The sequence below is a fragment of the Bradyrhizobium sp. B120 genome, assembly GCF_049075665.1.
Taxonomy (GTDB): domain Bacteria; phylum Pseudomonadota; class Alphaproteobacteria; order Rhizobiales; family Xanthobacteraceae; genus Bradyrhizobium.
In genome coordinates this window covers 116,872-138,841 of sequence record NZ_CP185242.1, presented here as the reverse complement: position 1 = coordinate 138,841, position 21,970 = coordinate 116,872, and the positions used below count along the sequence as shown (strand labels likewise).

Here is a 21,970-nt window from a genome sequence, read left to right as displayed (position 1 = left end):
TGATGGATGACCCGCAGGGGTGGCTAACGACGGGCGCCGCTCCCTATATTGGCGCCTGATTCGAACCAGGCAGCCCATGCGCGTTTTCAGCGTTCCCGTCTCTGCGCCGTTCCTGCGCACCGTGATTTCGGCGCTGGTCGATGGCCGGCTGGTCGCGGGATTCGGGGCACGCAACGATCCCGCAAAGCTCGCCGGCGCCACGCTCTATCTGCCGACCCGCCGCGCCGGACGGCTGGCGCGCGAGATCTTCCTCGATGTGCTCGATTCCGACGCCGCGGTGCTGCCGCGCATCGTCGCGCTCGGCGAGATCGATGAGGACGAGCTCGCTTTCGCCGACCAGGCCGACGACGTCGGCGGCGCTGCGCCGCTGGAAATCCCGCCAAGGCTCGGCGAGCTCGAGCGCCGGCTGACGCTGGCGCATCTGGTCGCGGCCTGGGCGAAGACGCCAGTGTCGGCGCCGCTGGTGGTCGGCGGCCCGGCCTCGACGCTGCAACTCGCCGGCGATCTGGCGCGGCTGATGGACGACATGGTGACGCGCGGCGTCGACTGGCGCGCGCTCGACCGCCTGGTACCAGACCAGCTCGACAAATACTGGCAGCACTCGCTCGACTTCCTGCGTATCGCGCGCGACGCCTGGCCGAACTACCTCAGGGAGATCGGCCGGATCGAGCCCGCGGCGCGCCGCGATCTCCTGATCGAGGCGGAAGCGGCGAGGCTGACCGCGCATCCCACGGGCCCGGTGATCGCCGCCGGTTCGACCGGCTCGATGCCGGCGACTGCAAAATTCCTCCACGCAGTGGCGAAGCTCGCGAACGGCGCCGTGGTGCTGCCCGGGCTCGACACCGATCTCGACGAAGATTCCTGGCACACGATCGGCGGCGAACGCGGCGGCGACGGCAGGTTCACCACGCCGCCCTCGTCGAACCATCCGCAATTCGCGATGCACGCTCTGCTCGACCGCTTCGGCATCAAGCGCCGCGACGTCGAGAGCCTTGCCGAGCCTACGCCGCTCGGCCGCGAGGTGCTGGTGTCGGAGACGATGCGCCCATCGACCGCGACCGCACAGTGGCACGACCGGCTGGAACGGCCCGAGATCGTGGCGCGGATTTCCGCCGGGATGACCCATCTCACCATGGTCGAGGCCCCCAATCCGGAGATGGAAGCGCTGGCGATCGCGGTCGCGATGCGCGAGGCGCGGCATCTCGGCAAATCGGCCGCGCTGGTGACGCCGGATCGCGCGCTGGCACGCCGCGTGATGGCCTCGCTGACGCGCTGGAAGCTGGAGTTCGACGATTCCGGCGGCGATGCGCTGATGGAAACCCCGCCCGGCGTGTTCGCCCGCCTCACCGCGGAGGCCGCGGCCAAGGGGCTGGAGCCGCCGACATTGCTCGCGCTGCTCAAGCATCCGCTGTTCCGGCTCGGCGGCGCCCATGGCGCGCTGAAGCGCGCGATCGAGGTGCTGGAGATCGCGCTGCTGCGCGGCACGCGGCCGCAAGCTGCGACCAGCGGCCTCGCGCGCGACTTCGCCCGCTTCCGCGCCGAGCTCGTCAAGCTGCACGGCGGCGAGACCTCGTCGCTGCACGCCATGGAGCCGCGGGCCCGGCTGCGCGACAACGAGCTCAACCAGGCCCAGGACCTGATCGCCAGATTGCAAACGGCGCTGGCGCCGCTCGAAGGCATGGCCTCATCAAGACCCTATGACTTCGCCGAGCTGGCCGCACGTCACCGCGAGGCGTTGATCGCGCTGTCGGCCGACCAGAATGGCGTCGCCATCGTGTTCGAGGAGCGCGCAGGGGCGTCGCTCGCGTCCGCCTTCGACGAGCTGCTCGCCAGGCAGCAGCCGAGCGGGCTGATGACGCCACTGTCAGATTATCCCGAGGTGTTCCAGACCGCATTCGCCGACCGCATGGTGCGACGGCCGGAATCGGCGCGCGCGCAGCTCAACATCTTCGGCCAGCTCGAAGCGCGTCTGACCGAATCGGATCGCGTCATCCTCGGCGGTCTGGTCGAGGGCGTCTGGCCGCCGGCGCCGCGGATCGATCCGTGGCTGAGCCGGCCGATGCGGCATGAGCTTGGGCTCGATCTCCCCGAACGGCGCATCGGCCTCTCCGCGCACGACTTTGCGCAGTTGCTCGGCCATGACGAGGTGATCCTCACCCATGCGGCCAAGGTCGGCGGTGCGCCGGCGGTCGCTTCGCGCTTCCTGCATCGGCTCGAAGCGGTTGCCGGCGAAGCGCGCTGGAAGGCGGCGACATCGGCCGGCGAGGCTTACGTGCAATACGCCGCCGAGCTCGACCGGCCCGACACCGTCGAGCCGATCCCGCAGCCAGAGCCGCGGCCACCGCGCGAGGCACGGCCGCTGAAAATGTCGGTCACCGCGATCGAGGACTGGCTGCGCGACCCCTACACGATCTATGCGCGCTACATCCTGAAGCTCGATCCGCTCGATCCGGTCGACATGCCGCTGTCGGCGGCCGATCGCGGCTCCGCAATCCACGAATCGCTCGGCGAGTTCACACAAACTTTCGCCGACGCGCTACCTGACGACATCAAGAGCGCGCTGCGCGACATCGGGGCCAGGCATTTTGCGCCACTGATGGAACGGCCCGAAGCGCGCGCGCTGTGGTGGCCGCGCTTCCAGCGCATCGCGGCGTGGTTTGCCGAATGGGAGCAGGCGCGGCGCGGCGGTATCGACGCGATCAAGGCCGAGATCCGCGGCGAGATCGGCATTCCGCTCGACGATGCCAGGACGTTCGTGCTCTCGGCGCGCGCCGACCGCATCGAGCGGCGCGACGACGGCAGCTTTGCGATCCTCGATTACAAGACCGGCCAGCCGCCGACCGGCAAGCAGGTGCGCATGGGCCTGTCGCCGCAACTCACACTGGAAGCCGCGATCCTGCGCGAGGGCGGCTTCGCCGACATTCCGGCGGACTCCTCGGTCGGCGACCTGGTCTACGTCAGGCTGAGCGGCAACAACCCGCCGGGCGAGCAGCGTTCGCTGGAGCTGAAGATCAAGACCAACGATACGCCGCAACCGCCAGACGAAGCCGCCGATAGCGCGCGGCGCAAGCTGGAAGCCTTGATCCGCGCCTTCGACGACGAGCAGCAGGCCTACACCTCGCTGAACCTCTCGATGTGGGCGAACCGTTACGGCGCCTATGACGACCTCGCGCGCATCAAGGAATGGTCCGCGGCCGGCGGCCTGGGGATCGAGGAATGGTGAAGGCACCCCGCCCTATCCCGCCGGCGGTGCGCGACGCGCAGGCGCGCGCGTCCGATCCGAAGGCGTCGACCTTCGTGTCGGCCAATGCCGGCTCGGGCAAGACCCACGTGCTGGTCCAGCGCGTGATCCGCCTTTTGCTGTCAGGCGTGCCGCCGGAAAAGATCCTCTGCATCACCTTCACCAAGGCCGCAGCGGCGAACATGGCCGAACGCGTGTTCACGACGCTCGGCCATTGGGTGACGCTCGATGACACCGCGCTCGATACCGCGATCCGCGAGGCCGGCATCGCGCATCCGAGTGCCACGCTGCGGCGTGAGGCGCGCAAACTGTTTGCTTGCGCGCTGGAGACACCAGGCGGGTTGAAGGTGCAGACCATCCACGCGCTGTGCACCCGCCTGCTGCAACAATTTCCGTTCGAGGCCAACGTGCCGGCGCGCTTCGCCGTGCTCGACGACCGCGACCAGAACGAGATGATGGAGCGCGCCAATCTCGCGGTGTTCCTCGAGGCGTCGCGGATTCCCGACAGTCCCATCGGCCGCGCGCTGCGGACGGCGATGGCGAACGCCGCCGATGTCACCTTCAAGGAGGTGGTCCGCGAGGCTTGTCTGAGCCGCGACCATTTCATGGCCTGGACCGATGCCGCCGGCAACGCCGCGGCCGCCGCCGCGCAGATGTCGGCCGCGCTCGGCGTCTCCTTTGATATTCGCATCGAGGATGTCGAGCGCGAGATCGTCGACGGGCCGAACCTGCCACGGTCGGGCTGGAAGGAGATGGCGACGCTCCTCGACACCAGCAGCAAGGCAGATCAGAAGCAGGCCGAGCGGCTGCGGAGCGCGCTGACCTTTACCGGCGCGGCCCAGGTCGACGAATATCTCGGCGTCTTCCTGACCGATGACCGCGCGCCGCGCGCGTCTGTGGTCACCAACAACTTCATCAAGAAGAATCCGGTCGCGGGCAACAGGTTCGAGGCGGAGATCGACCGTCTCGGTCCCTTGATCGAGCGCCGTCGCGCCGTGGTCGCGCGCGACCGCACCGAGGCGCTGATCCACATCGCGACCGCGGCAGCCGCACACTACCGGCGCGAGAAGCTGGAGCGCGGCCTGCTCGACTACGACGATCTGATCGACAAGACGCTGGCGATGCTCGACCGCGTCTCCTCGGGCTGGGTGCATTACAAGCTCGACCGCGGCGTCGATCACGTGCTGATCGACGAGGCGCAGGACACCAGCCCGCGGCAATGGGACATCGTCGCCCACATCATCTCGGAGTTCACCTCCGGCGCCGGCGCGCGCGACGGCCTGGTGCGCACCGTGTTCGCGGTCGGCGACGAGAAGCAGTCGATCTTCTCGTTCCAGGGCGCCGCACCGCGCGAATTCGACTTGCGGCGGCGCGAGCTGAAGCGGCGGTTCGAGGAAGCCGGGCTGAAATTCGATCCGGTGTCGTTCACCTATTCGTTCCGCTCGGGGCCGGTGATCCTGCATTCGGTCGACCATGTGTTCCGCGAGCAGGAGATCTTCCGCAGTATCCATGCGGTCGAGAATGGCTATCCGATCCACAATGCGATGACTGACGCCGGCCCCAGCCTGATCGAGCTGTGGGACCTCGCGGTGGCCGACGACCGCCAGGACATCGAGGGCTGGCGTGCGCCGTTCGACGGCGTCTCGGTGACCAGCCCCGAAGTGAAGCTTGCGCGGCGCATCCAGGCCGAGATCAAGCGCCTCGTCACGAGCGGCACCATGACCGGCAGCGAAGGCGGACGACGGCCGCTGCGCTATGGCGATATGCTGATCCTGGTGCGGCGGCGCGGCAACGCCTTCGACGCGGTGATCCAGGCGCTGAAGCACGCCAACATTCCGGTCGCCGGCGCCGACCGGCTGAAGCTGACCGAGCACATCGCGATCATCGACCTGATGAACCTCGCCGACGCGCTGCTGCTGCCGCAGGACGACCTCGCGCTCGCGGTGGCGCTGAAGAGCCCGCTGCTCGGCCTCGACGATGACGACCTGTTCAAGCTGGCGCATCAGCGCCGCGGCGCGCTGCGCGAGGCGCTGGCCGCACAGGCACCGGCCGATGAGCGGTTCGCGGCCGCGTTGCGCCGCCTCGAACAATGCGAGCGCCGCTTCACCCAGGAGACGCCGTTCGCGTTCTACGCCTGGCTGCTCGGCGGCGACGGCGGACGGGCGCGCATCCTGCGCCGGCTCGGCCACGAGGCCAACGACGCACTCGACGAATTCCTCGAACTCGCGCTGGGTTATGAGCGCAAGGCGCCGGCCTCGCTGCAGGGCTTCATCGCCTGGCTGCGCGCCGCCGACACCGAGGTGAAGCGCGACATGGAGATTTCGCGCGACGAGGTGCGCGTGATGACCGTGCACGGCGCCAAGGGCCTCGAGGCATCGGTCGTGTTCCTCGTCGACACCACCACCTCGCCGTCGGACACGCAGCGGCTGCGGCTGATCCATCTGCCGCAGGGCAATGCCGCGCCGAACGCGCCCGGCGTCGTGGTGTGGGCCGGCAAGAAGGCCGAGGATCCGCCCAATGTCGCCGACGCGCGCAAGGCGATGCTCGGCGACACCGAGGACGAATATCGCCGCCTGCTCTATGTCGCGATGACCCGTGCGGCCGACCGGCTGATCGTCGGCGGCTGCATGCCCGGCAACATGAACACGGTGCGGAAATCCTCCTGGTACGATCTGATCACCAAGGGGCTCGCCAATTCCGGGCTCAAGCTCGAAGAGCTCGATACGCCGGCCGGCAAGGTGATGCGGTATTCGCGGCCGGATGATGTTGCCGATCTCACCGGCGCGGCCGCATCAACGGCCATCGCGCCGATCGCGCTGCCGTCCTGGCTGCGTACCGCGGCCGCACCTGAAGCCTCCGCCGCGGGCGTGCTGCGCCCGTCCGATCCGACTGACGGCGACAGCCATCCGATACGAACCGGCGAATCGGTGCTGCTGCGTGCCCGCGCCCTGCAACGCGGCACGCTGGTGCATCGCCTGCTGCAATCGCTGCCCGATGTCGCGGTGGAACGACGGCTCGGCGCGGCGCTCGGCTATCTTGCGCGTAACGCCGACGGCTGGAGCGAGGAAGAACGGGCGGCGCTGGCTCGGCAAGTGGTCGCCCTGACCGTCGATCTGCGCTTCGCGCCGGTGTTTGCCCCCGGCAGCCGTGCCGAGGTCTCGATCGTGGGCCGGCTGGAGCGGCCAGGCCAGCCGAAGGTGCTGGTCTCGGGCCAGATCGACCGGCTGGTGGTGACGCCGAACGACGTCCTGATCGTCGATTTCAAGACCAACCATGCTCCGCCGAAGACCGTCGCCGACGCTCCCAAGGGCTATGTCCGGCAACTCGCGCTGTACCGGGCTGTGTTGGCGAAGCTTTATCCCCAGCTGCCCGTCCGGGCGGCACTGCTTTGGACTGAAACGCCTGAAATCATGGAGATTTCCGCCCCCGCGCTGGACGCCGGGCTGGCATAAGTTCATGTCGGCGTGAGCGAGCTTGACCCGGCAAGGGGGCATTCATACGTTTGCCCCATGCTCCCGGGCGCGATTCTCAACCGCCCTTTTGTCTCAACCGAACGAGGTACTCACATGGCCGTTGGCAAGGTTTCTGACGCCGATTTCGAAGCCGAAGTGCTCAAGGCGACCGGGCCGGTGGTCGTCGACTTCTGGGCCGAATGGTGCGGCCCCTGCCGCATGATCGCGCCCGCTCTCGATGAAATTTCCGGCGCGATGGGCGACAAGGTCAAGATCGTGAAGCTCAACGTCGACGAGAGCCCGAAGACCGCGTCGAAGTATGGCGTGATGTCGATCCCGACCCTGATGATCTTCAAGGGCGGCGAGATGGCGTCCCGTCAGGTCGGCGCCGCGCCGAAGGCCAAGCTGCAGCAGTGGATCACCGCTGCGGTCTGATCCGTTTCGAATTAGCTGATTTGTGCAAACGGCCGGCGAAAGCCGGCCGTTTTGTTTTGTGCACAATCGTCCCACTCGTCATGGCCGGGCATAGCCGTCCGAAGGACGGCGTCGCTTCCGCTCGCCTATGACCCGGCCATCCATCCACTTCCGAAAATCGTTCACGCGAAGATTGATGGATGCGCGGGTCAAGCCCGCGCATGACGAGCTTGCTTTGCAGCGACTACCTGATCCATCCCGTCGCCAGCGCTGACGCGAGCTCGGCCTGGCCATTGCGCCGCGCCAGCGCTGCCATTGCCGCGTGGTCATACGGGATATGGCGGAACGTCACCCGCCAGTCGCCATCGACCCGTTCGAGAATGGCGTAGCGCGCATCGGGCGAGCCGGCCTCGACGACATGCGGATACGGCTTGCCGGCGCGATAGCCGGGTGAACCGACACTGCCGGGATTGACGATCAGCCGCCCATCGCGAAGCCGCACGGCGCGCGCGGCGTGGGTGTGCGCGCAGAGAATCAGCGATTGCGTGACGCCGGCCGCCCGCGCCTCGATCGATTCCAGCGTCGACATGCAGACTTCGCCGCCCGGCAGCACCGTCTCGAGCCAATAGGTCTCGTCATCCTGCGGCGTCGCGTGACAGAGGAAAACCGCGTCGCGATAGACCGCATTCGCCGGCAGCGTGCGCAGCCAGTCGAGATGCCGCGGCTCGAGCTGGGTGTAGGTCAGCCGCTCCCAGGAGCCCATCTTCTCGTGCGGGCGGTCGATCAGATAGCGGTCGTGATTGCCGAGCAGATGGACCGCATCGAGCGCCATCAGCATGTCGACGGTCGGCCGGGCGTCGAGCGGCCCGCTCACCATGTCGCCGAGATCGACGATGTCGGAAATGCCCTGCGCGCGGATGTCCGACAGCACGGCTTCAAGCGCGAGATGGTTGCCATGGATGTCGGCGATCGCAGCAAAACGCATGGTGTCAGTCACTCCCCTTGCACGCCCCGGACGCGGCGCAGCACGCAGTGGTGCGCTGCTGAGCCGGGGCCCATTGCGTCGAGATGGGTCCCGGCTCAGCGGAGCATCGCTGCGCGCTGCACCGCGTCCGGGACACCAGATGGATCATGCAGGAGGCGTGCCGTTGGCCGCAAGCACGGGACCAGCGAGATACAGCGAGCCGGTGATCAGGATACGCGGCGGCACCTCGTAGGCCAGCGTGGCAAGCCGTTGCAGCGCGGCGTCGACGCCGGATGCGATCTCGACGCGCATGCCGAGCGCACGCGCGGCATCGGCGAGCTTGTCGGGCGCCATGCCGTTGTCGCGCCCGGGCACCGGGACCGCGATGATATGGCGCGTCAGCCCGGCGAAATTGGCGAGGAATGCATCGGCGTCCTTGTTGGCCATCATGCCTGCGATCACGACCAGCGGCCGCGACACCCGCTCCTCGAGATCGCCGAGCGCCGCCGCAGCAACGCGGCCGCCTTCGGCATTGTGCCCGCCATCGAGCCAGACCTCGGAACCCTGCGGCCCCTGGCAGACCAGGCTGCCTGAGACCAGCCGCTGCATCCGCGCCGGCCATTCCGCGTTGACGATGCCGGCCTCGAAGGCTGCGATGTTGAGCTTGAACGTGTCGATCGCACGCAAGGTCGCAATCGCAAGGCCCGCATTGTCGAACTGGTGCCGGCCGAACAGTTTTGGCGCGGCGAGATCCATCAGTCCACGTTCGTCCTGATAGACCAGCCGGCCGCGCTCGACGCCGACATGCCATTGCTCGCCGGCCGCATGCAGCGGCGCGCGCAAGCGGTTCGCCTCCGCCTCGATCACCGCCATCGCGTCCGGCGCCTGCTCGGCGCAAACCACCGGCACCTTGCGCTTGATGATCGCGGCCTTCTCGCCGGCGATCAAAGTGAGCGTATCGCCGAGGAATTCCATGTGATCCATACTGACCGGCGTAATCACCGAGGCCAGCGGCGTCTCGACCACATTGGTCGAATCCAGCCGGCCGCCGAGGCCGACCTCGAGCAGCGTCACGTCGGCCGGATGCTTCGCGAACAGGCAGAACGCCACTGCGGTTTCCATCTCGAAGACGGTGATGGGATGGCCTGCGTTGACGCGCTCGCAATGTTCGAACGTGGTGCGCAGCTCGTCGTCACCGACGAGCTTGCCGCCGCCGACGGCACCCAGCCGGTAGCATTCGTTGATCCGCACCAGATAGGGCGATGTGAAGACGTGCACGCGCAGGCCGGCGGCTTCGAGGATCGCGCGCAGATAGGCGATCGTCGAGCCCTTGCCGTTGGTGCCGGCGACATGGATCACCGGCGGCAGCTTGCGCTCGGGATGATCGAGCCGCTCCATCAGGCCGCGCATGCGATCGAGGCTGAGATCGATGCGCTTCGGATGCAGCGCCGATATCCGCGCGATCAACGCCTCGAACGAGGGTTGCGATGGGGCGCCGCTTGCGGTCACGCGTGCGGCGCGGCCGGCACCGTCTCCGGGGCCGTGACGATCTGGGCCGGCTCGGTGACGGCGACCGTGGGCTTGGACGCGGTTTCAGGCGCCGGCGCCTTGGTCAGCAGGCGGCACAGCCGCGCCAGCGTGGCTTTCATCTCATGGCGGTGGACGACCATGTCGACCATGCCGTGCTCGCGCAGATATTCGGCGCGCTGAAAACCTTCCGGCAGCTTCTCGCGAATGGTCTGCTCGATCACCCGCGCGCCGGCAAAGCCGATCAGCGCACCGGGTTCGGCAATCTGGACGTCGCCGAGCATCGCATAGGACGCGGTAACGCCGCCGGTGGTCGGATTGGTCAGCACGACGATGTAGGGCTGCTTCGCCTCGCGCAGCATCTGCACGCCAACCGTGGTGCGCGGCATCTGCATCAGCGACAGGATGCCTTCCTGCATTCGCGCGCCGCCGGATGCGGCGAACACGATGAAGGGCGACTTCTTCTCGACCGCGAGCTCGAGCCCGCGCACGATCGCTTCGCCGGCAGCCATGCCGAGCGAGCCGCCCATGAAATCGAAATCCTGCACCGCGACCACGACGCCGGTGCCCTCTAACTTGCCGTAGCCGACCTTGACCGCGTCGTTCAGGCCGGTCTTGGCCCGCGCATCCCTGATCTTGTCGACATATTTGCGCTCGTCGCGGAATTTCAGCGGATCCGCCGTCACCTCGGGCAGCGCGACGTCGAACCAGGTCTCGTTGTCGAAGATCGACTTCAGCCGCGCCACCGCGCCCATGCGCATGTGGTAGTTCGAGCCGGGGATCACGAACTGGTTGGCCTCGACGTCCTTGTAGAACACCAGCTGCCCGGAATCCGGGCACTTGATCCAGAGGTTTTCCGGCGTCTCGCGCCGCAGGATGTTGCGGATCTTCGGCCGGACGACGTTGGTGAGCCAGTTCATGGTTCGCTCCGAAATGCGGGTCGGTCCCGCACCAGCTGGATATATGGCGGGCCGGGCGAACCCGGCAAGCCGCCGTCTGCGGCCTTGTTGCCGCAAAATGTGGCTTATTCAGCGGCCTGCTTGGCGCCCCGGACCCCCTGCGCCAGCGCGGACACCAGGTCCGCCACCGCGCTCACGGTCTTCGGCGTCGCGCGGCCCTCGGCATCGAGATTGGCGCGCACCACGTCGACGATCGCGGTGCCGACCACCGCGCCATTGGCGTTCTCGGCGATCGCGCGCGCCGTTTCCGGCGTGCGGATGCCGAAGCCGACACAGACCGGCAGCCTGGTGTGCCGCTTGATGCGGGCGACGGCGTCCGCAACCGCGTTCGAATCGGCCGTTGCAGCGCCGGTGATGCCGGTGATCGAGACGTAATAGACAAAGCCCGAGGTGTTCGCGAGCACCGCCGGCAGACGCTTGTCGTCGGTGGTCGGCGTCGCGAGGCGAATGAAGTTCAGCCCGGCCTTCAACGCGGGAATGCAAAGCTCGGTGTCTTCCTCCGGCGGCAGGTCGACGATGATCAGGCCGTCGACGCCGGCGGTCTTTGCATCGGCCAGGAAGCTCTCGACGCCGTAGATGTAGATCGGATTGTAGTAGCCCATCAGCACGATCGGCGTCGCGTTGTCGTCCTTGCGGAAGTCGCGGACCATCGCCAGCGTCTTGCGCAGCGTCATGCCGCCCTTGAGCGCGCGCAGGCCGGCGGCCTGGATCGACGGGCCATCGGCCATCGGATCGGTGAAGGGCATGCCGATCTCGATGACATCGGCGCCGGCCTTCGGCAGCGCCTTGAGGATGTCGAGCGAGGTCTTGGGATCGGGGTCGCCGGCCATCACGAAGGTGACGAAAGCGGAGCGGCCCTGCTGCTTCAGTTCGGCGAAACGTGCGTCGATACGGGTGGTCACTTCTGCCTCGCCTTCAAGATGTCGCCGACCTGCGGCACGTCCTTGTCGCCACGGCCCGAGAGATTGACCACCATCAAATGATCCTTCGGCCGCTGCGGCGCGAGTTCGGACAGTTTCGCGATCGCGTGCGCGGATTCCAGCGCGGGGATGATGCCCTCGAGCCGCGACAGCAGCTGGAATGCGGCCAGCGCTTCCTCGTCGGTCGCCGAGAGATACTTCACGCGGCCGGTCTCATGCAGCCAGGCGTGCTCGGGGCCGATGCCGGGATAATCGAGGCCGGCCGAGATCGAATGCGCTTCCTCGATCTGGCCGTCGGCGTCCATCAACAGATAGGTGCGGTTGCCGTGCAGCACGCCGGGGCGCCCGCCGGCGAGCGAGGCCGCATGCAGCTGCGTCAGCCCGTGACCAGCCGCCTCGACACCAAAAATCTCGACCGAGGGATCGTCGAGGAACGGATGAAACAGACCCATCGCATTGGAGCCGCCGCCGATGCAGGCGATCAGCGAATCCGGCAGGCGGCCCTCGGCCTCCTGCATCTGCTTGCGGGTCTCGTGGCCGATGATCGACTGGAAATCGCGCACCATCATCGGATAGGGATGCGGGCCCGCCACCGTGCCGATGCAATAGAAGGTGTTGTGCACGTTGGTGACCCAATCGCGCAGCGCGTCGTTCATCGCGTCCTTCAGCGTCCGCGCGCCCGACTGCACCGGGACGACCTTGGCGCCCAGCATCTCCATGCGGATCACGTTGGGCTGCTGCCGCTCGACGTCGACGGCGCCCATGTAGACCACGCATTCGAGCCCGAACCGTGCGCACAGCGTCGCCGTCGCCACGCCGTGCTGGCCCGCGCCGGTCTCGGCGATGATGCGCTTCTTGCCCATGCGGCGCGCGACCATGATCTGGCCGAGCACGTTGTTGACCTTGTGCGAACCGGTGTGGTTGAGCTCCTCGCGCTTCAGATAGATCTTGGCGCCGCCGAGATGCTCGGTGAGCCGTTCGGCGAAATAGAGCGGCGAGGGCCGGCCGACATAGTCCTTCAGATAGACATTCATCTCGGCCTGGAACGCCGGATCAGCCTTGGCGTCGGCATAGGCCTTTTCGAGATCGAGGATCAGCGGCATCAGCGTTTCCGCGACGAAGCGTCCCCCGAAAATGCCGAAATGCCCGCGCTCGTCGGGGCCGCTGCGGAAGGAATTGGGCAGGTTTTGATTCATCGAACCATCAGTTCTTGGGTCGTTCTTTGGGTTGCGCGTGCGGCGCGGATGAAGGCGCGGATCAGCTCGGGATCCTTGACGCCCGGCGTGCGCTCGACGCCGGACGACACATCGACCCCGCCGGCGCGGGTGACGCGGACAGCTTCAGCGACGTTGTCGGCATTGAGCCCGCCGGAGACCATGTAGGGCAGCGCGAGATCGAGATTTTCGAGCAGGTGCCAATCGAACGGCGCGCCGAGACCGCCGGGCCGGGTAGCATCCTTCGGCGCGCGGGCATCGAACAGGATGCGGTCGGCGACGCCGGCATAGCCCGGCAGCGGGGCGAGGTCGGCCGCGGTCTCGACCGGCAGCGCCTTCATCAGCGGCAGGCCGAACTTCTGCTTGATGTCGCGCAGCCGCGCGGTGGTTTCCTTGCCGTGCAGTTGCAGGATATCCGGGCGCAGCGTCTCGACGATGTTTTCGAGCGTGGCGTCGTCGGCATCGACGGTCAGCGCGACCTTGACGGCGCGGCCCTTGGCCTGGTTGCCAAGCTCGCGCGCGGTCTCGAGGCTGATATGGCGCGGCGACGGCGGGAAGAACACGAACCCCACCATGTCCGCACCGCCCTCAAGCGCGACGTCGAGCGTCTCGCGCGTGGACAGGCCGCAGATTTTGACGAGCAGGGGCATGGTCTCGAAACGGTCTCAAAAACGGTTTTTCGGGCGGCCGGAACAGGGGCTGCCCCGGGTCCGACGGGGCGGGTTCTACAACGTCGCGCCCTGCTTGTCTCGCCCATTGGGCCCGTAAAAGCCCAGCTGGGCCGGGGCCGAACGGCGCTGCGCATCGTCCCGGGAGGCGGTGGCCCTGAGGTCGGCGAGTTCGGCGCGGATGTGGCGGGCGTCGGCCTCATGCTGGCGGGCGGCGCGGCGCCAGCGCCCCTGCTTGAACCAGGTTCCGATGCCACCGGCGATCACGCCAAGAATGGCGGACGCGATGATGACGACGAACAGCGGCAGTGTGACCGCAACCGTCGGCGTCACAGAGTTGAAGGGATCAAACGACACCGTCACCCAGTGACGGTTGGCGACGGCAAAGATGATGAAGATCAGCCCGAGCGGAACGACGACCACTGCCGTGAAGAACTTTCGCATGACCATCTCTCACCGCGATGGAGAAAGTGCGGGCGCATCGCCCACAGCAACGACAGCGCCGGGCGTCGCGCGCTAAGCGCCAGCCTATTAGGCGTCCGCCTTGGGCGCGTCGGTCTTGGAGGCTCCCGCCTCAGCTTCGTCGCGATTGAGGCGCTCGCGCATTTCCTTGCCGGTCTTGAAGAACGGCACGCTCTTCTGGTCGACCGGCACATGCTCGCCGGTACGCGGATTGCGGCCGGCACGGGCCGGGCGATGCTTCACCGAGAAAGCGCCAAAACCGCGCAGCTCGACGCGGTCGCCACGCGCCAGCGCCGCGACGATTTCATCGAGAATCGCATTCACAATGTTCTCGACGTCCCGCTGGTAGAGGTGCGGGTTGTGCTCGGCGATACGCTGAACAAGTTCGGATTTGATCATCGAAAATGGGATCCGGGCTCTTGCGGAAACCCATTTCCGTGAAAATGCCGTGCACTGTCAAGACGCTAAATCGATTTAGGACGCCGTGAAATCGCGTGACAAATAGCCCAATTGGGGCATGCGGCGATTCCCGCAGAGCGAGAATACCCTGATCAGCACACCTTTCGCTCTCGACTAGTCGGTTCCTCCGGGAGTCCACAGCGCCAGCATGCCGTCGAGCCCGAATCGGTCGACCGCTTGGGCCACGCCACCCTGCTCGATCCGCCGCGCGATGCCGCCAAGGCCGAACGCATCGAGCGTCATCGACGCCGCGGTGCGCAGGAAGGTCAGGTCGCTGAATCGCGGATTGAGCTTGTAATTGCGCACTGGCAGGTCGCTTTTGACCTTCTTCTCCGCGACCAGCCAGGCGATCGCGGTCTTCTCATCCCCGAGCTGATCGATCAGCTTGAGGTCGACCGCCTGCCTGCCGGTGAAGACGCGGCCATCCGCGACCTTCTCCAGCAGGGCGTCGTCCATGCCGCGCCGTTCCTTCACCAATCCACGGAACCATGCATAGGAATCCTTAACTAGGCCGTCGATCGCAGCGCGGGCCTCCGGGCTGGTCGGCTCGAAGCCATTGGGCGCCGCCTTCAGCGGCGAGGATTTGATTTCCTCCATCTTCACGCCGACGGTCTTGAGCAATTCGGACACGTTGGGAAACTGGAACAGCACGCCGATCGAGCCGACCAGCGAGGTCTGCTGGGCGACGATATGGTCGGAGGCGATCGCCGTGATGTAGCCGCCCGAGGCCGCCAGTCCCTCGACCACGACGACGAGCGGCTTCTTCGCCTTCAACTGCACCAGCGAATCGTAAAGCTGCTCGGAGCCCGCGGTGGTGCCGCCGGGCGAATTGATGTGCACGACAACGGCCGCATAGCTCGACTTGCCGAGCCGCTCCAGCGCCTCGACGCGCTCCTGGTCGCTGCGGATCAGTCCGTCGATATTGATCCGCGCGATCGTGTTCGAGGTCGAAAAGGTGCCGCGTCCGCCGGCGGCGATCACGCCCACGCCGACGATCGCCGCGATTGCAATGACCGCAGCGGCGACGCGCCAGAATGTCAGCTTGCGCCTGATACGGCGGCGGTCGACGATCACGTCTGAATCCAGCGACATCCGATCTCTCCAGAAATAGTCAGCGCGCAGTCCGCGCGTTTTGCCGTCGCAGCGTCACTATCAGCTTAGCCAAATACATCAATTGCGACGCAATATGAAGAAAACAAGGCCCGCCACATCGCCGACATTAGTAGCCCGGATGAAGCGAAGCGTAATCCGGGGCCTGCATCCGCGGCAGAAGCGCTCCCGGATTGCGCTTCGCTCCATCCGGGCTACGGGATAACAAAAAGGGCCCCGGCTTGCGCCGGGGCCCCAATGTTCGCCTGAACTCAAGCGAAGGCTTACTTGTCGGTGCCGCGGTTCTTCAGCGCGGTGCCGAGGATGTCGCCGAGCGTCGCTCCCGAATCGGAGGAGCCGTACTGCGCGATGGCTTCCTTCTCTTCGGCAACTTCCAGCGCCTTGATCGAGACCTGGACCTTGCGGGCCTTCTTGTCGAACTGGATGACGCGGGCATCGACCTTCTCGCCGACGGCAAAGCGTTCGGCACGCTGGTCGTTGCGATCGCGGGCCAGCTCGGACCGCTTGATGAAGGTGGTGAACTCGGTGCCCGAAATCCGGACCTCGATGCCGCTCTCCTTCACTTCGAGCACTTCGCAGGTCACGACCGCGCCCTTCTTGACGTCGCCCGGCTCGGCGAAGGGGTCGCCTTCGAGCTGCTTGACGCCGAGCGAGATGCGCTCCTTCTCGACATCGACGTCGAGCACCACGGCCTTGACCATGTCGCCCTTCTTGAAGTTGTCGATGACCTGCTCGCCCGGAAGCTTCCAGTCGAGGTCGGAGAGATGGACCATGCCGTCGACGTCGCCCTCGAGACCCAAGAAAAGTCCGAACTCGGTCTTGTTCTTGACCTCGCCCTCGACCACCGAACCGACCGGGAACTTCTCGACGAAGACTTCCCAGGGATTGCGCATGGTCTGCTTGAGGCCGAGCGAGATGCGGCGCTTGACCGAATCCACTTCGAGCACCTGCACTTCGACTTCCTGCGAGGTCGAAACGATCTTGCCGGGGTGCATGTTCTTCTTGGTCCACGACATCTCGGAGACGTGGATCAGGCCTTCGATGCCCGGCTCGAGCTCGACGAACGCGCCGTAGTCGGTGATGTTGGTGACGCGGCCGGTGAAGCGGGCACCCAGCGGGTACTTGGCTTCGATGCCCTGCCACGGATCATCCAGCAGCTGCTTCATGCCGAGCGAGATGCGGTGCGTCTCGTGGTTGATCTTGATGATCTTGACCTTCACGGTCTGGCCGATGGTCAGCACCTCGGTCGGGTGGTTGACGCGGCGCCAGGCGATATCGGTCACGTGGAGCAGGCCGTCGATGCCGCCGAGATCAACGAACGCACCGTAATCGGTGATGTTCTTGACCACGCCGTCGATCACCTGACCCTCTTCGAGGTTCTGCACCAGCTCCTGGCGCTGCTCGGCGCGGGTCTCTTCGAGAACCGTGCGGCGCGACACCACGATGTTGCCGCGGCGGCGGTCCATCTTGAGGATCTGGAACGGCTGCGAGTTGTTCATCAGCGGCGCGACGTCGCGGATCGGACGAATGTCGACCTGCGAGCGCGGCAGGAAGGCCACCGCACCGTCGAGGTCGACCGTGAAGCCGCCCTTGACCTGGTTGAAGATGACGCCGTTGACCTTTTCGTTGTTCTGGAACGCCTTCTCGAGCTTGCCCCAGCTTTCCTCGCGGCGCGCCTTGTCGCGCGACAGCACGGCTTCGCCGAGCGCATTCTCGATCCGGTCGAGGAACACCTCGACTTCGTCGCCGACTTTCAGATCGCTTTCACGGCCGGGGCCGGCGAATTCGCGCAGCGCCACGCGGCCTTCGGTCTTCAGGCCGACGTCGATGACGGCCATGTCCTTCTCAATTGCAACCACCTTGCCCTTGATGACCGAGCTTTCCTGCAAATTGCCGCCGGCAAAGGATTCATCAAGCATCGCCGCGAAATCGTCGCGGGTGGGGGTATAGGAAGACACAGTATTCGAAGCCATTTGTTCTCCAAATGCGGGATCATGCCGGCCGTTCGGGTTGATGGGCGCACCGCGCGTGAAGTGTCAGGGTTCCGCAAACCCTGACGACCGCTCATTGCAGGAGGTGCAACAGCGGGCCGGCAGTAAAACTGCACGTTCGGTACGTTTGAATTGTCCGGAACCTGAAAACGAAATATCGACTGCAAGACCGGGGAGCGGGCGTTCCTCCAGATGCGGCGAGGGTTCAAACCCGGCGCCGGCCCGCTCAGACACACGGCCTCGACACGGTCGATGGCGCTCCGAACGGCGCTGATATAGCTCCGGGGCCCATTTTGGGCAAGCCGGAAATGCCCGATTTGCGGGCGCCTAAGGCTAATCTCGCTCCCACGGCTCTCCAGATCCGGCGTCGCAACGCGCTGTTGACCGAGTCGCGTGAAATGCCCCCGCAGGAGAACGCCGCGGAACCCGCCCTTAAGCAGCACCCCATACGATAGCACCGTTCAAAACAGGGGGATTACCAATGAAAAGCTTCGTGGTGCTGGCGGCGATCGCCGTCCTGACGATCGGAAATGCGATTGCGGGCATGCCCGGTGCCGCTCCGGCCGCGCCCGGCGCGTCTGCCACGGCGGCGCAGCCGCTGCTCAGCATGGCCGAGCAGGAATTGCCGTTCGACCGCTACTGGTCGAAGAACTGATCCCAACGGGTCCAAAAAGCAGACGGTCTGAAGTGAGCTTGGCGCGATGAACCTCGTCATCGCGCATTTTCTTGTCCGCGGCCTGACCGATCAGCGCCGGGCGCGCACCGCCTCGACGATGGCGATGGCGGCGCGGACGCCGGCCTCGATGTCGAGATTGGAATTGTCCAGCGTGTGGGCATCCGCCGCCGGCCGCAACGGCGCAACGGCGCGGTTCTTGTCCCGCTCGTCACGCTTGAGAATGTCGGCCAGCACCGCCTCCTCGTCGGCGTCCTCGCCGCGGGCGCGAGCCTCCAGGGTGCGCCGCCGCGCCCGCACGCGGGGGTCGGCGACCACGAAGATCTTCACGTCGGCGTCCGGGCAGATCACGGTGCCGATGTCGCGCCCATCCAGCACCGCACCGGGCGGATCGGCGGCGAACTGGCGCTGGAAGCTGACCAGCGCCTCGCGCACCCTCGGAAAGGCCGAGACCACCGATGCGCCCTCACCGACCTTCTGGGTCTTCAGGATCGGATTGCCGAATTTCTCGGGATCGAGCTCGAGCGCGACGGCCACCGCCAGCGCCTCGTCGGTGAGGTCGGCGCCCTGCGCCATCATCGCATAGGCCACCGCGCGGTAGATCACGCCGGTGTCGAGATGGCGGTAGCCGTAGTGGTGGGCGAGCCGCTTGCCGAGCGTGCCCTTGCCGGAGGCGGCGGGTCCATCGATGGCAATGATCATACGAAGTCAGCTCCGAGCGCGCGCATCATCGGAATGAAATCCGGGAAACTGGTGGCGATGAAGGCAGTGTCGTCGATCTTCACTGGCCGATCCGAAGCACAGCCCATCACCAGCGCCGACATCGCGATGCGATGATCCATGTGGGTGGCAACAAGGCCGCCGCCTGGAACGTGGCCGCGGCCCTCGACGATCAGATCATCGCCGGAAACCTCGACCTTGACGCCGTTGACGCGCAGCATGTCGGCGGTGGCTTCGAGACGGTCGGACTCCTTGACGCGTAGCTCCTGCAGGCCGCGCATGATCGTGGTGCCCTCGGCAAACGCGGCCGCGACCGCCAGTACCAGATATTCGTCGATCATCGAAGGCGCGCGCTCCGGCGGCACCTCGACGCCCTTCAGCTTCGAGGCCCGCACGCGCAATTGCGCCATCGGCTCGCCGGCATCGCCGCGCACATCGCTCTCCTCGATCGAGGCGCCCATTTCACGCAAGGTGGTGAACAGGCCGGTGCGCAGCGGATTCGTCATCACGTCGGAGAACACGACGTCGGACCCTCCGACGATCAGCGCCGCGACCGTCGGGAACGAGGCCGAGGACGGATCGGCGGGCACCACGACCTCGGCGCCGTGCAGCTCGGGCTCGCCGTTCAGCGAGATCCTGCGGCCGTGGCTGCCTTCCTTCTCCGTGGAGATCTCGGCGCCGAAATGCTTCAGCATCAGCTCGGTGTGGTCGCGGCTCGCCTCCTGCTCGATGACCGTGGTGATGCCGGGCGCGGACAGGCCCGCCAGCAACACCGCGGACTTGATCTGGGCCGAAGCGACCGGGGTCTTGTACACGATCGGTACCGGATAGCGGGCGCCATGCAAGGTGAGCGGCAGCCGGCCACCCTCCCGGATGTCGCTGGTCCGGGCGCCCATCAGTTCCAAGGGATCGAGAATCCGGCGCATCGGCCGCGTGCGCAGCGAGGCGTCGCCGTCGAAAATGGCCGCGATCGGGCAGCCGGCCACCGCACCCATCACCAGCCGGCAGCCGGTGCCGGAATTGCCGAAATCCAGAGGCGCCGCGGGCTGGGAGAAGCCGCCGACGCCGACGCCCGAGACCGACCAGGCAAAAGGCGCCGTCCGCTCCACCTTGGCGCCCAGCGCGCGCATGGATTTGGCGGTATTGATGACGTCCTCGCCCTCCAGAAGGCCGGAAATGCGGGTTTCGCCGACCGAAAGCGCCCCGAGGATCAGGGCACGGTGGGAAATCGATTTGTCGCCGGGAACGCGGACCTTGCCGGCCAGGGGGCCGCAAACGCGCGATTCCAGCGGGGTCGGGGTGTCGGAATGAGCCAAGATTGTGTCCTCTCGCGCCGCGGCAGGTATCACATAGGCAACACCGCGTCACGCGCCCGTCACTTGCGCGCAAACCGCTATTGACAGCGGCTCCTCAACTAGCCAAGTGAAGCACCGTTTTTCAGCAAAATTCTGGGATGACCACGTTGGCTAAGTCCGAGCTCGGAACCAAGCGCATTTGCCCGACCACGGGCAAGAAGTTCTACGACCTCAACAAGAATCCGGTGATTTCGCCCTACACCGGTGAGGTCGTGCCGATCGCGCCTGTCGCCCCGCCGCGGGGCGGCCGTGGCGCCACCGTCAGTTCACCTGCGACCGCCGCCGAGATGCCCGAGGCGGCCGAGACCGAAGAGTTGGTCTCGCTCGAGGAGGCCGATGCCGAGGAGAACACCGGCAAGGTCAAGGCCGTGGTTCCCGAATCCGAGGACGATATCGAGGTCGATGAGACCATCGATGACGATGATGACGACGATTCGACCTTCATCGCCGACGAGGAAGAGGGCGATGAGGACGTGACCGATATTATTGGTGACGTCGGCGGTGACGAAGAGACTTGAGATCGGCGCCGATCTATGATCAACGGTGCTGCCGCGCGAGTCATCCAGGCCGCGCGGGCCGGGATCGATCCCCCAGGATCATCCCAACTGGATAAGGGGCCATAGCTCAGCTGGGAGAGCGCTTGCATGGCATGCAAGAGGTCGGCGGTTCGATCCCGCCTGGCTCCACCAGCCTTCGCTCGCTTCGCGAGCTACGGCTCGGCAAGCCCGGAAAATCCATCGTAGCGAAGTGAGTGAAGGCTGCCGCGGCGTAGCCCCGAAGGGCGAAGCCGGGCTCTCACCGAAATTCAAATGCGTTAGCATCACCCCAGCCTTCGCTCGCTTCGCGAGCTACGGCTCGGCAAGCCCGGAAAATCCATCGTAGCGAAGTGAGTGAAGGCTGCCGCGGCGTAGCCCCGAAGGGCGAAGCCGGGTTCTCACCGAAATTCAAATGCGTTAGCATCAGCCCAGCCTTCGCTCGCTTCGCGAGCTTCGGCTCGGCAAGCCCGGAAAATCCATCGTAGCGATGCGAGTGAGAGTGAAGGCTGCCCCGGCGTAGCCCGAAGGGCGAAGCCGGGCTCTCACCGAAATTCAAATGCGTTAGCATCCGCCCCATCAACCGCGGGGGGCCAGATGAAATACGTCTACATTCTCGAAAGCCTTGATTGCCTGCACTTCTATGTCGGGCTCACAGACGACCTCCGGGCTCGACTGGCTAAGCACAATGCCGGCGAAGTACCCCATACATCCAAATATGGACCTTGGCGCCTCAAGGCGTACGTTGCCTTCAGCGACGAGAAGCAGGCTGTCGCTTTTGAAAGATATCTGAAGTCCGCATCCGGCCGCGCCTTCGCCAAGAAGCGCCTGTAACCGCCGCCCCCTACTCCCCCAGCACCGCATTGAGCCGGTCGCGCAGTGCGACGATCTCATCCTTCATCGTCATCAACTCACCGACCGTGCAGTCGGAGGCCGCCAGGATCGACTGCGGAACGGCCTTGGCCTTTTCACGCAGCGCGTGGCCCTGCGGCGTCAGCGCGATCAGCACGACCCGCTCGTCTTCGGTGCTGCGGGTCCGCTTGATCAGTTCCGCCGCTTCCAGCCGCTTCAGCAGCGGCGTCAGCGTGCCGGAATCCAGGAACAGGCGCTCGCCGAGATCCTTCACCGGCACGTCGTCACGCTCCCACAGCGCCAGCATCACCAGATACTGCGGATAGGTCAGCCCGAGCCTATCGAGCAGCGGCTTGTAGACGCGGTTGAAGGCGTGCGCGGTCGAATAGACCGCAAAGCAGATCTGGTTATCGAGCCGCAGCGCCTGATCCGCCGCCGTCTGTTTCCTGACCATGA

19 protein-coding genes and 1 tRNA gene are annotated in these 21,970 nt (G+C 66.1%); 7 read left to right on the top strand and 13 right to left on the bottom strand.

Going from position 1 to position 21,970, the window contains the following annotated elements:
* Positions 1–76: 76 nt before the first annotated feature.
* The 3 genes from addB (at position 77) to trxA (ending at position 7,128) form a co-directional block, all read left to right on the top strand.
* The gene (gene addB / locus ACOIX3_RS00680; RefSeq protein WP_420967938.1) at positions 77–3,223 is read left to right on the top strand and encodes a double-strand break repair protein AddB; all 3,147 of its coding nucleotides are present in this window, start codon (positions 77–79) and stop codon (positions 3,221–3,223) included.
* Positions 3,217–6,693, top strand: a complete 3,477-nt coding sequence (gene addA / locus ACOIX3_RS00675) for a double-strand break repair helicase AddA (RefSeq protein WP_420967937.1) — start codon at positions 3,217–3,219, stop codon at positions 6,691–6,693. The genes addB and addA overlap by 7 nt, the downstream gene beginning before the upstream one ends.
* A gap of 114 nt (positions 6,694–6,807) precedes the next feature.
* Positions 6,808–7,128: a thioredoxin gene (gene trxA / locus ACOIX3_RS00670; protein WP_016847387.1), complete on the top strand. Its 321-nt coding sequence runs from the start codon at positions 6,808–6,810 to the stop codon at positions 7,126–7,128.
* Between the two features lie 223 nt (positions 7,129–7,351).
* On the opposite strand, the gene ACOIX3_RS00665 is transcribed toward trxA, so the two are convergent.
* The 10 genes from ACOIX3_RS00665 to rpsA all read right to left on the bottom strand — a co-directional run bounded on the left by ACOIX3_RS00665 (position 7,352) and on the right by rpsA (position 17,363).
* Positions 7,352–8,092, bottom strand: a complete 741-nt coding sequence (locus ACOIX3_RS00665; protein ID WP_420967936.1) for a metallophosphoesterase family protein — start codon at positions 8,090–8,092, stop codon at positions 7,352–7,354.
* A 144-nt stretch (positions 8,093–8,236) separates the two neighbouring features.
* Positions 8,237–9,481: a bifunctional folylpolyglutamate synthase/dihydrofolate synthase gene (locus ACOIX3_RS00660; protein WP_420971941.1), complete on the bottom strand. Its 1,245-nt coding sequence runs from the start codon at positions 9,479–9,481 to the stop codon at positions 8,237–8,239.
* A gap of 95 nt (positions 9,482–9,576) precedes the next feature.
* Positions 9,577–10,518 carry an acetyl-CoA carboxylase, carboxyltransferase subunit beta gene (gene accD, locus ACOIX3_RS00655; RefSeq protein WP_342725379.1) on the bottom strand — a complete coding sequence of 314 codons (942 nt, stop codon included), beginning with the start codon at positions 10,516–10,518 and terminating at the stop codon, positions 9,577–9,579.
* A 104-nt stretch (positions 10,519–10,622) separates the two neighbouring features.
* Positions 10,623–11,459, bottom strand: a complete 837-nt coding sequence (gene trpA, locus ACOIX3_RS00650; protein WP_420967935.1) for a tryptophan synthase subunit alpha — start codon at positions 11,457–11,459, stop codon at positions 10,623–10,625.
* Positions 11,456–12,673 (bottom strand): tryptophan synthase subunit beta, encoded by a 1,218-nt coding sequence (trpB, locus tag ACOIX3_RS00645; RefSeq protein WP_095731854.1) that lies wholly within the window; start codon positions 12,671–12,673, stop codon positions 11,456–11,458. The genes trpA and trpB overlap by 4 nt, the downstream gene beginning before the upstream one ends.
* Positions 12,670–13,341 carry a phosphoribosylanthranilate isomerase gene (locus ACOIX3_RS00640; protein ID WP_420967934.1) on the bottom strand — a complete coding sequence of 224 codons (672 nt, stop codon included), beginning with the start codon at positions 13,339–13,341 and terminating at the stop codon, positions 12,670–12,672. The genes trpB and ACOIX3_RS00640 overlap by 4 nt, the downstream gene beginning before the upstream one ends.
* Positions 13,342–13,416: 75 nt before the next feature.
* Positions 13,417–13,803, bottom strand: a complete 387-nt coding sequence (locus tag ACOIX3_RS00635; protein WP_420967933.1) for a LapA family protein — start codon at positions 13,801–13,803, stop codon at positions 13,417–13,419.
* Between the two features lie 87 nt (positions 13,804–13,890).
* The gene (locus ACOIX3_RS00630) at positions 13,891–14,220 is read right to left on the bottom strand and encodes an integration host factor subunit beta (protein ID WP_420967932.1); all 330 of its coding nucleotides are present in this window, start codon (positions 14,218–14,220) and stop codon (positions 13,891–13,893) included.
* 174 nt (positions 14,221–14,394) lie between these two features.
* Entirely contained in the window at positions 14,395–15,372 is a 978-nt protein-coding gene (gene sppA, locus ACOIX3_RS00625; protein WP_420967931.1) for a signal peptide peptidase SppA, read from the bottom strand.
* A gap of 281 nt (positions 15,373–15,653) precedes the next feature.
* Positions 15,654–17,363 (bottom strand): 30S ribosomal protein S1, encoded by a 1,710-nt coding sequence (gene rpsA, locus ACOIX3_RS00620; RefSeq protein WP_050404279.1) that lies wholly within the window; start codon positions 17,361–17,363, stop codon positions 15,654–15,656.
* 499 nt (positions 17,364–17,862) lie between these two features.
* Here rpsA and ACOIX3_RS00615 point away from each other — a divergent pair, with 499 nt between their 5' ends.
* Complete coding sequence (locus tag ACOIX3_RS00615) at positions 17,863–18,036, top strand: hypothetical protein (protein ID WP_420967930.1); 174 nt, start codon at positions 17,863–17,865, stop codon at positions 18,034–18,036.
* A gap of 90 nt (positions 18,037–18,126) precedes the next feature.
* Here ACOIX3_RS00615 and cmk read toward each other — a convergent pair whose 3' ends face one another.
* Positions 18,127–18,756: a (d)CMP kinase gene (gene cmk, locus ACOIX3_RS00610; RefSeq protein WP_420967929.1), complete on the bottom strand. Its 630-nt coding sequence runs from the start codon at positions 18,754–18,756 to the stop codon at positions 18,127–18,129.
* The gene (gene aroA, locus ACOIX3_RS00605; protein WP_420967928.1) at positions 18,753–20,090 is read right to left on the bottom strand and encodes a 3-phosphoshikimate 1-carboxyvinyltransferase; all 1,338 of its coding nucleotides are present in this window, start codon (positions 20,088–20,090) and stop codon (positions 18,753–18,755) included. Before aroA ends, cmk begins: the two co-directional genes overlap by 4 nt.
* A gap of 146 nt (positions 20,091–20,236) precedes the next feature.
* On the opposite strand from aroA, the gene ACOIX3_RS00600 reads away from it, so the two are divergent.
* The 3 genes from ACOIX3_RS00600 to ACOIX3_RS00590 all read left to right on the top strand — a co-directional run bounded on the left by ACOIX3_RS00600 (position 20,237) and on the right by ACOIX3_RS00590 (position 21,496).
* Entirely contained in the window at positions 20,237–20,647 is a 411-nt protein-coding gene (locus ACOIX3_RS00600; protein ID WP_092126373.1) for a TIGR02300 family protein, read from the top strand.
* 95 nt (positions 20,648–20,742) lie between these two features.
* Positions 20,743–20,818, top strand: a tRNA-Ala gene (locus ACOIX3_RS00595).
* A gap of 441 nt (positions 20,819–21,259) precedes the next feature.
* A complete protein-coding gene (locus ACOIX3_RS00590) occupies positions 21,260–21,496 on the top strand; it encodes a GIY-YIG nuclease family protein (RefSeq protein WP_420967927.1) in 237 nt (78 codons plus the stop codon).
* 10 nt (positions 21,497–21,506) lie between these two features.
* Here ACOIX3_RS00590 and ACOIX3_RS00585 read toward each other — a convergent pair whose 3' ends face one another.
* Positions 21,507–21,968: a MarR family winged helix-turn-helix transcriptional regulator gene (locus tag ACOIX3_RS00585; protein WP_420971940.1), complete on the bottom strand. Its 462-nt coding sequence runs from the start codon at positions 21,966–21,968 to the stop codon at positions 21,507–21,509.
* Positions 21,969–21,970: the final 2 nt, after the last annotated feature.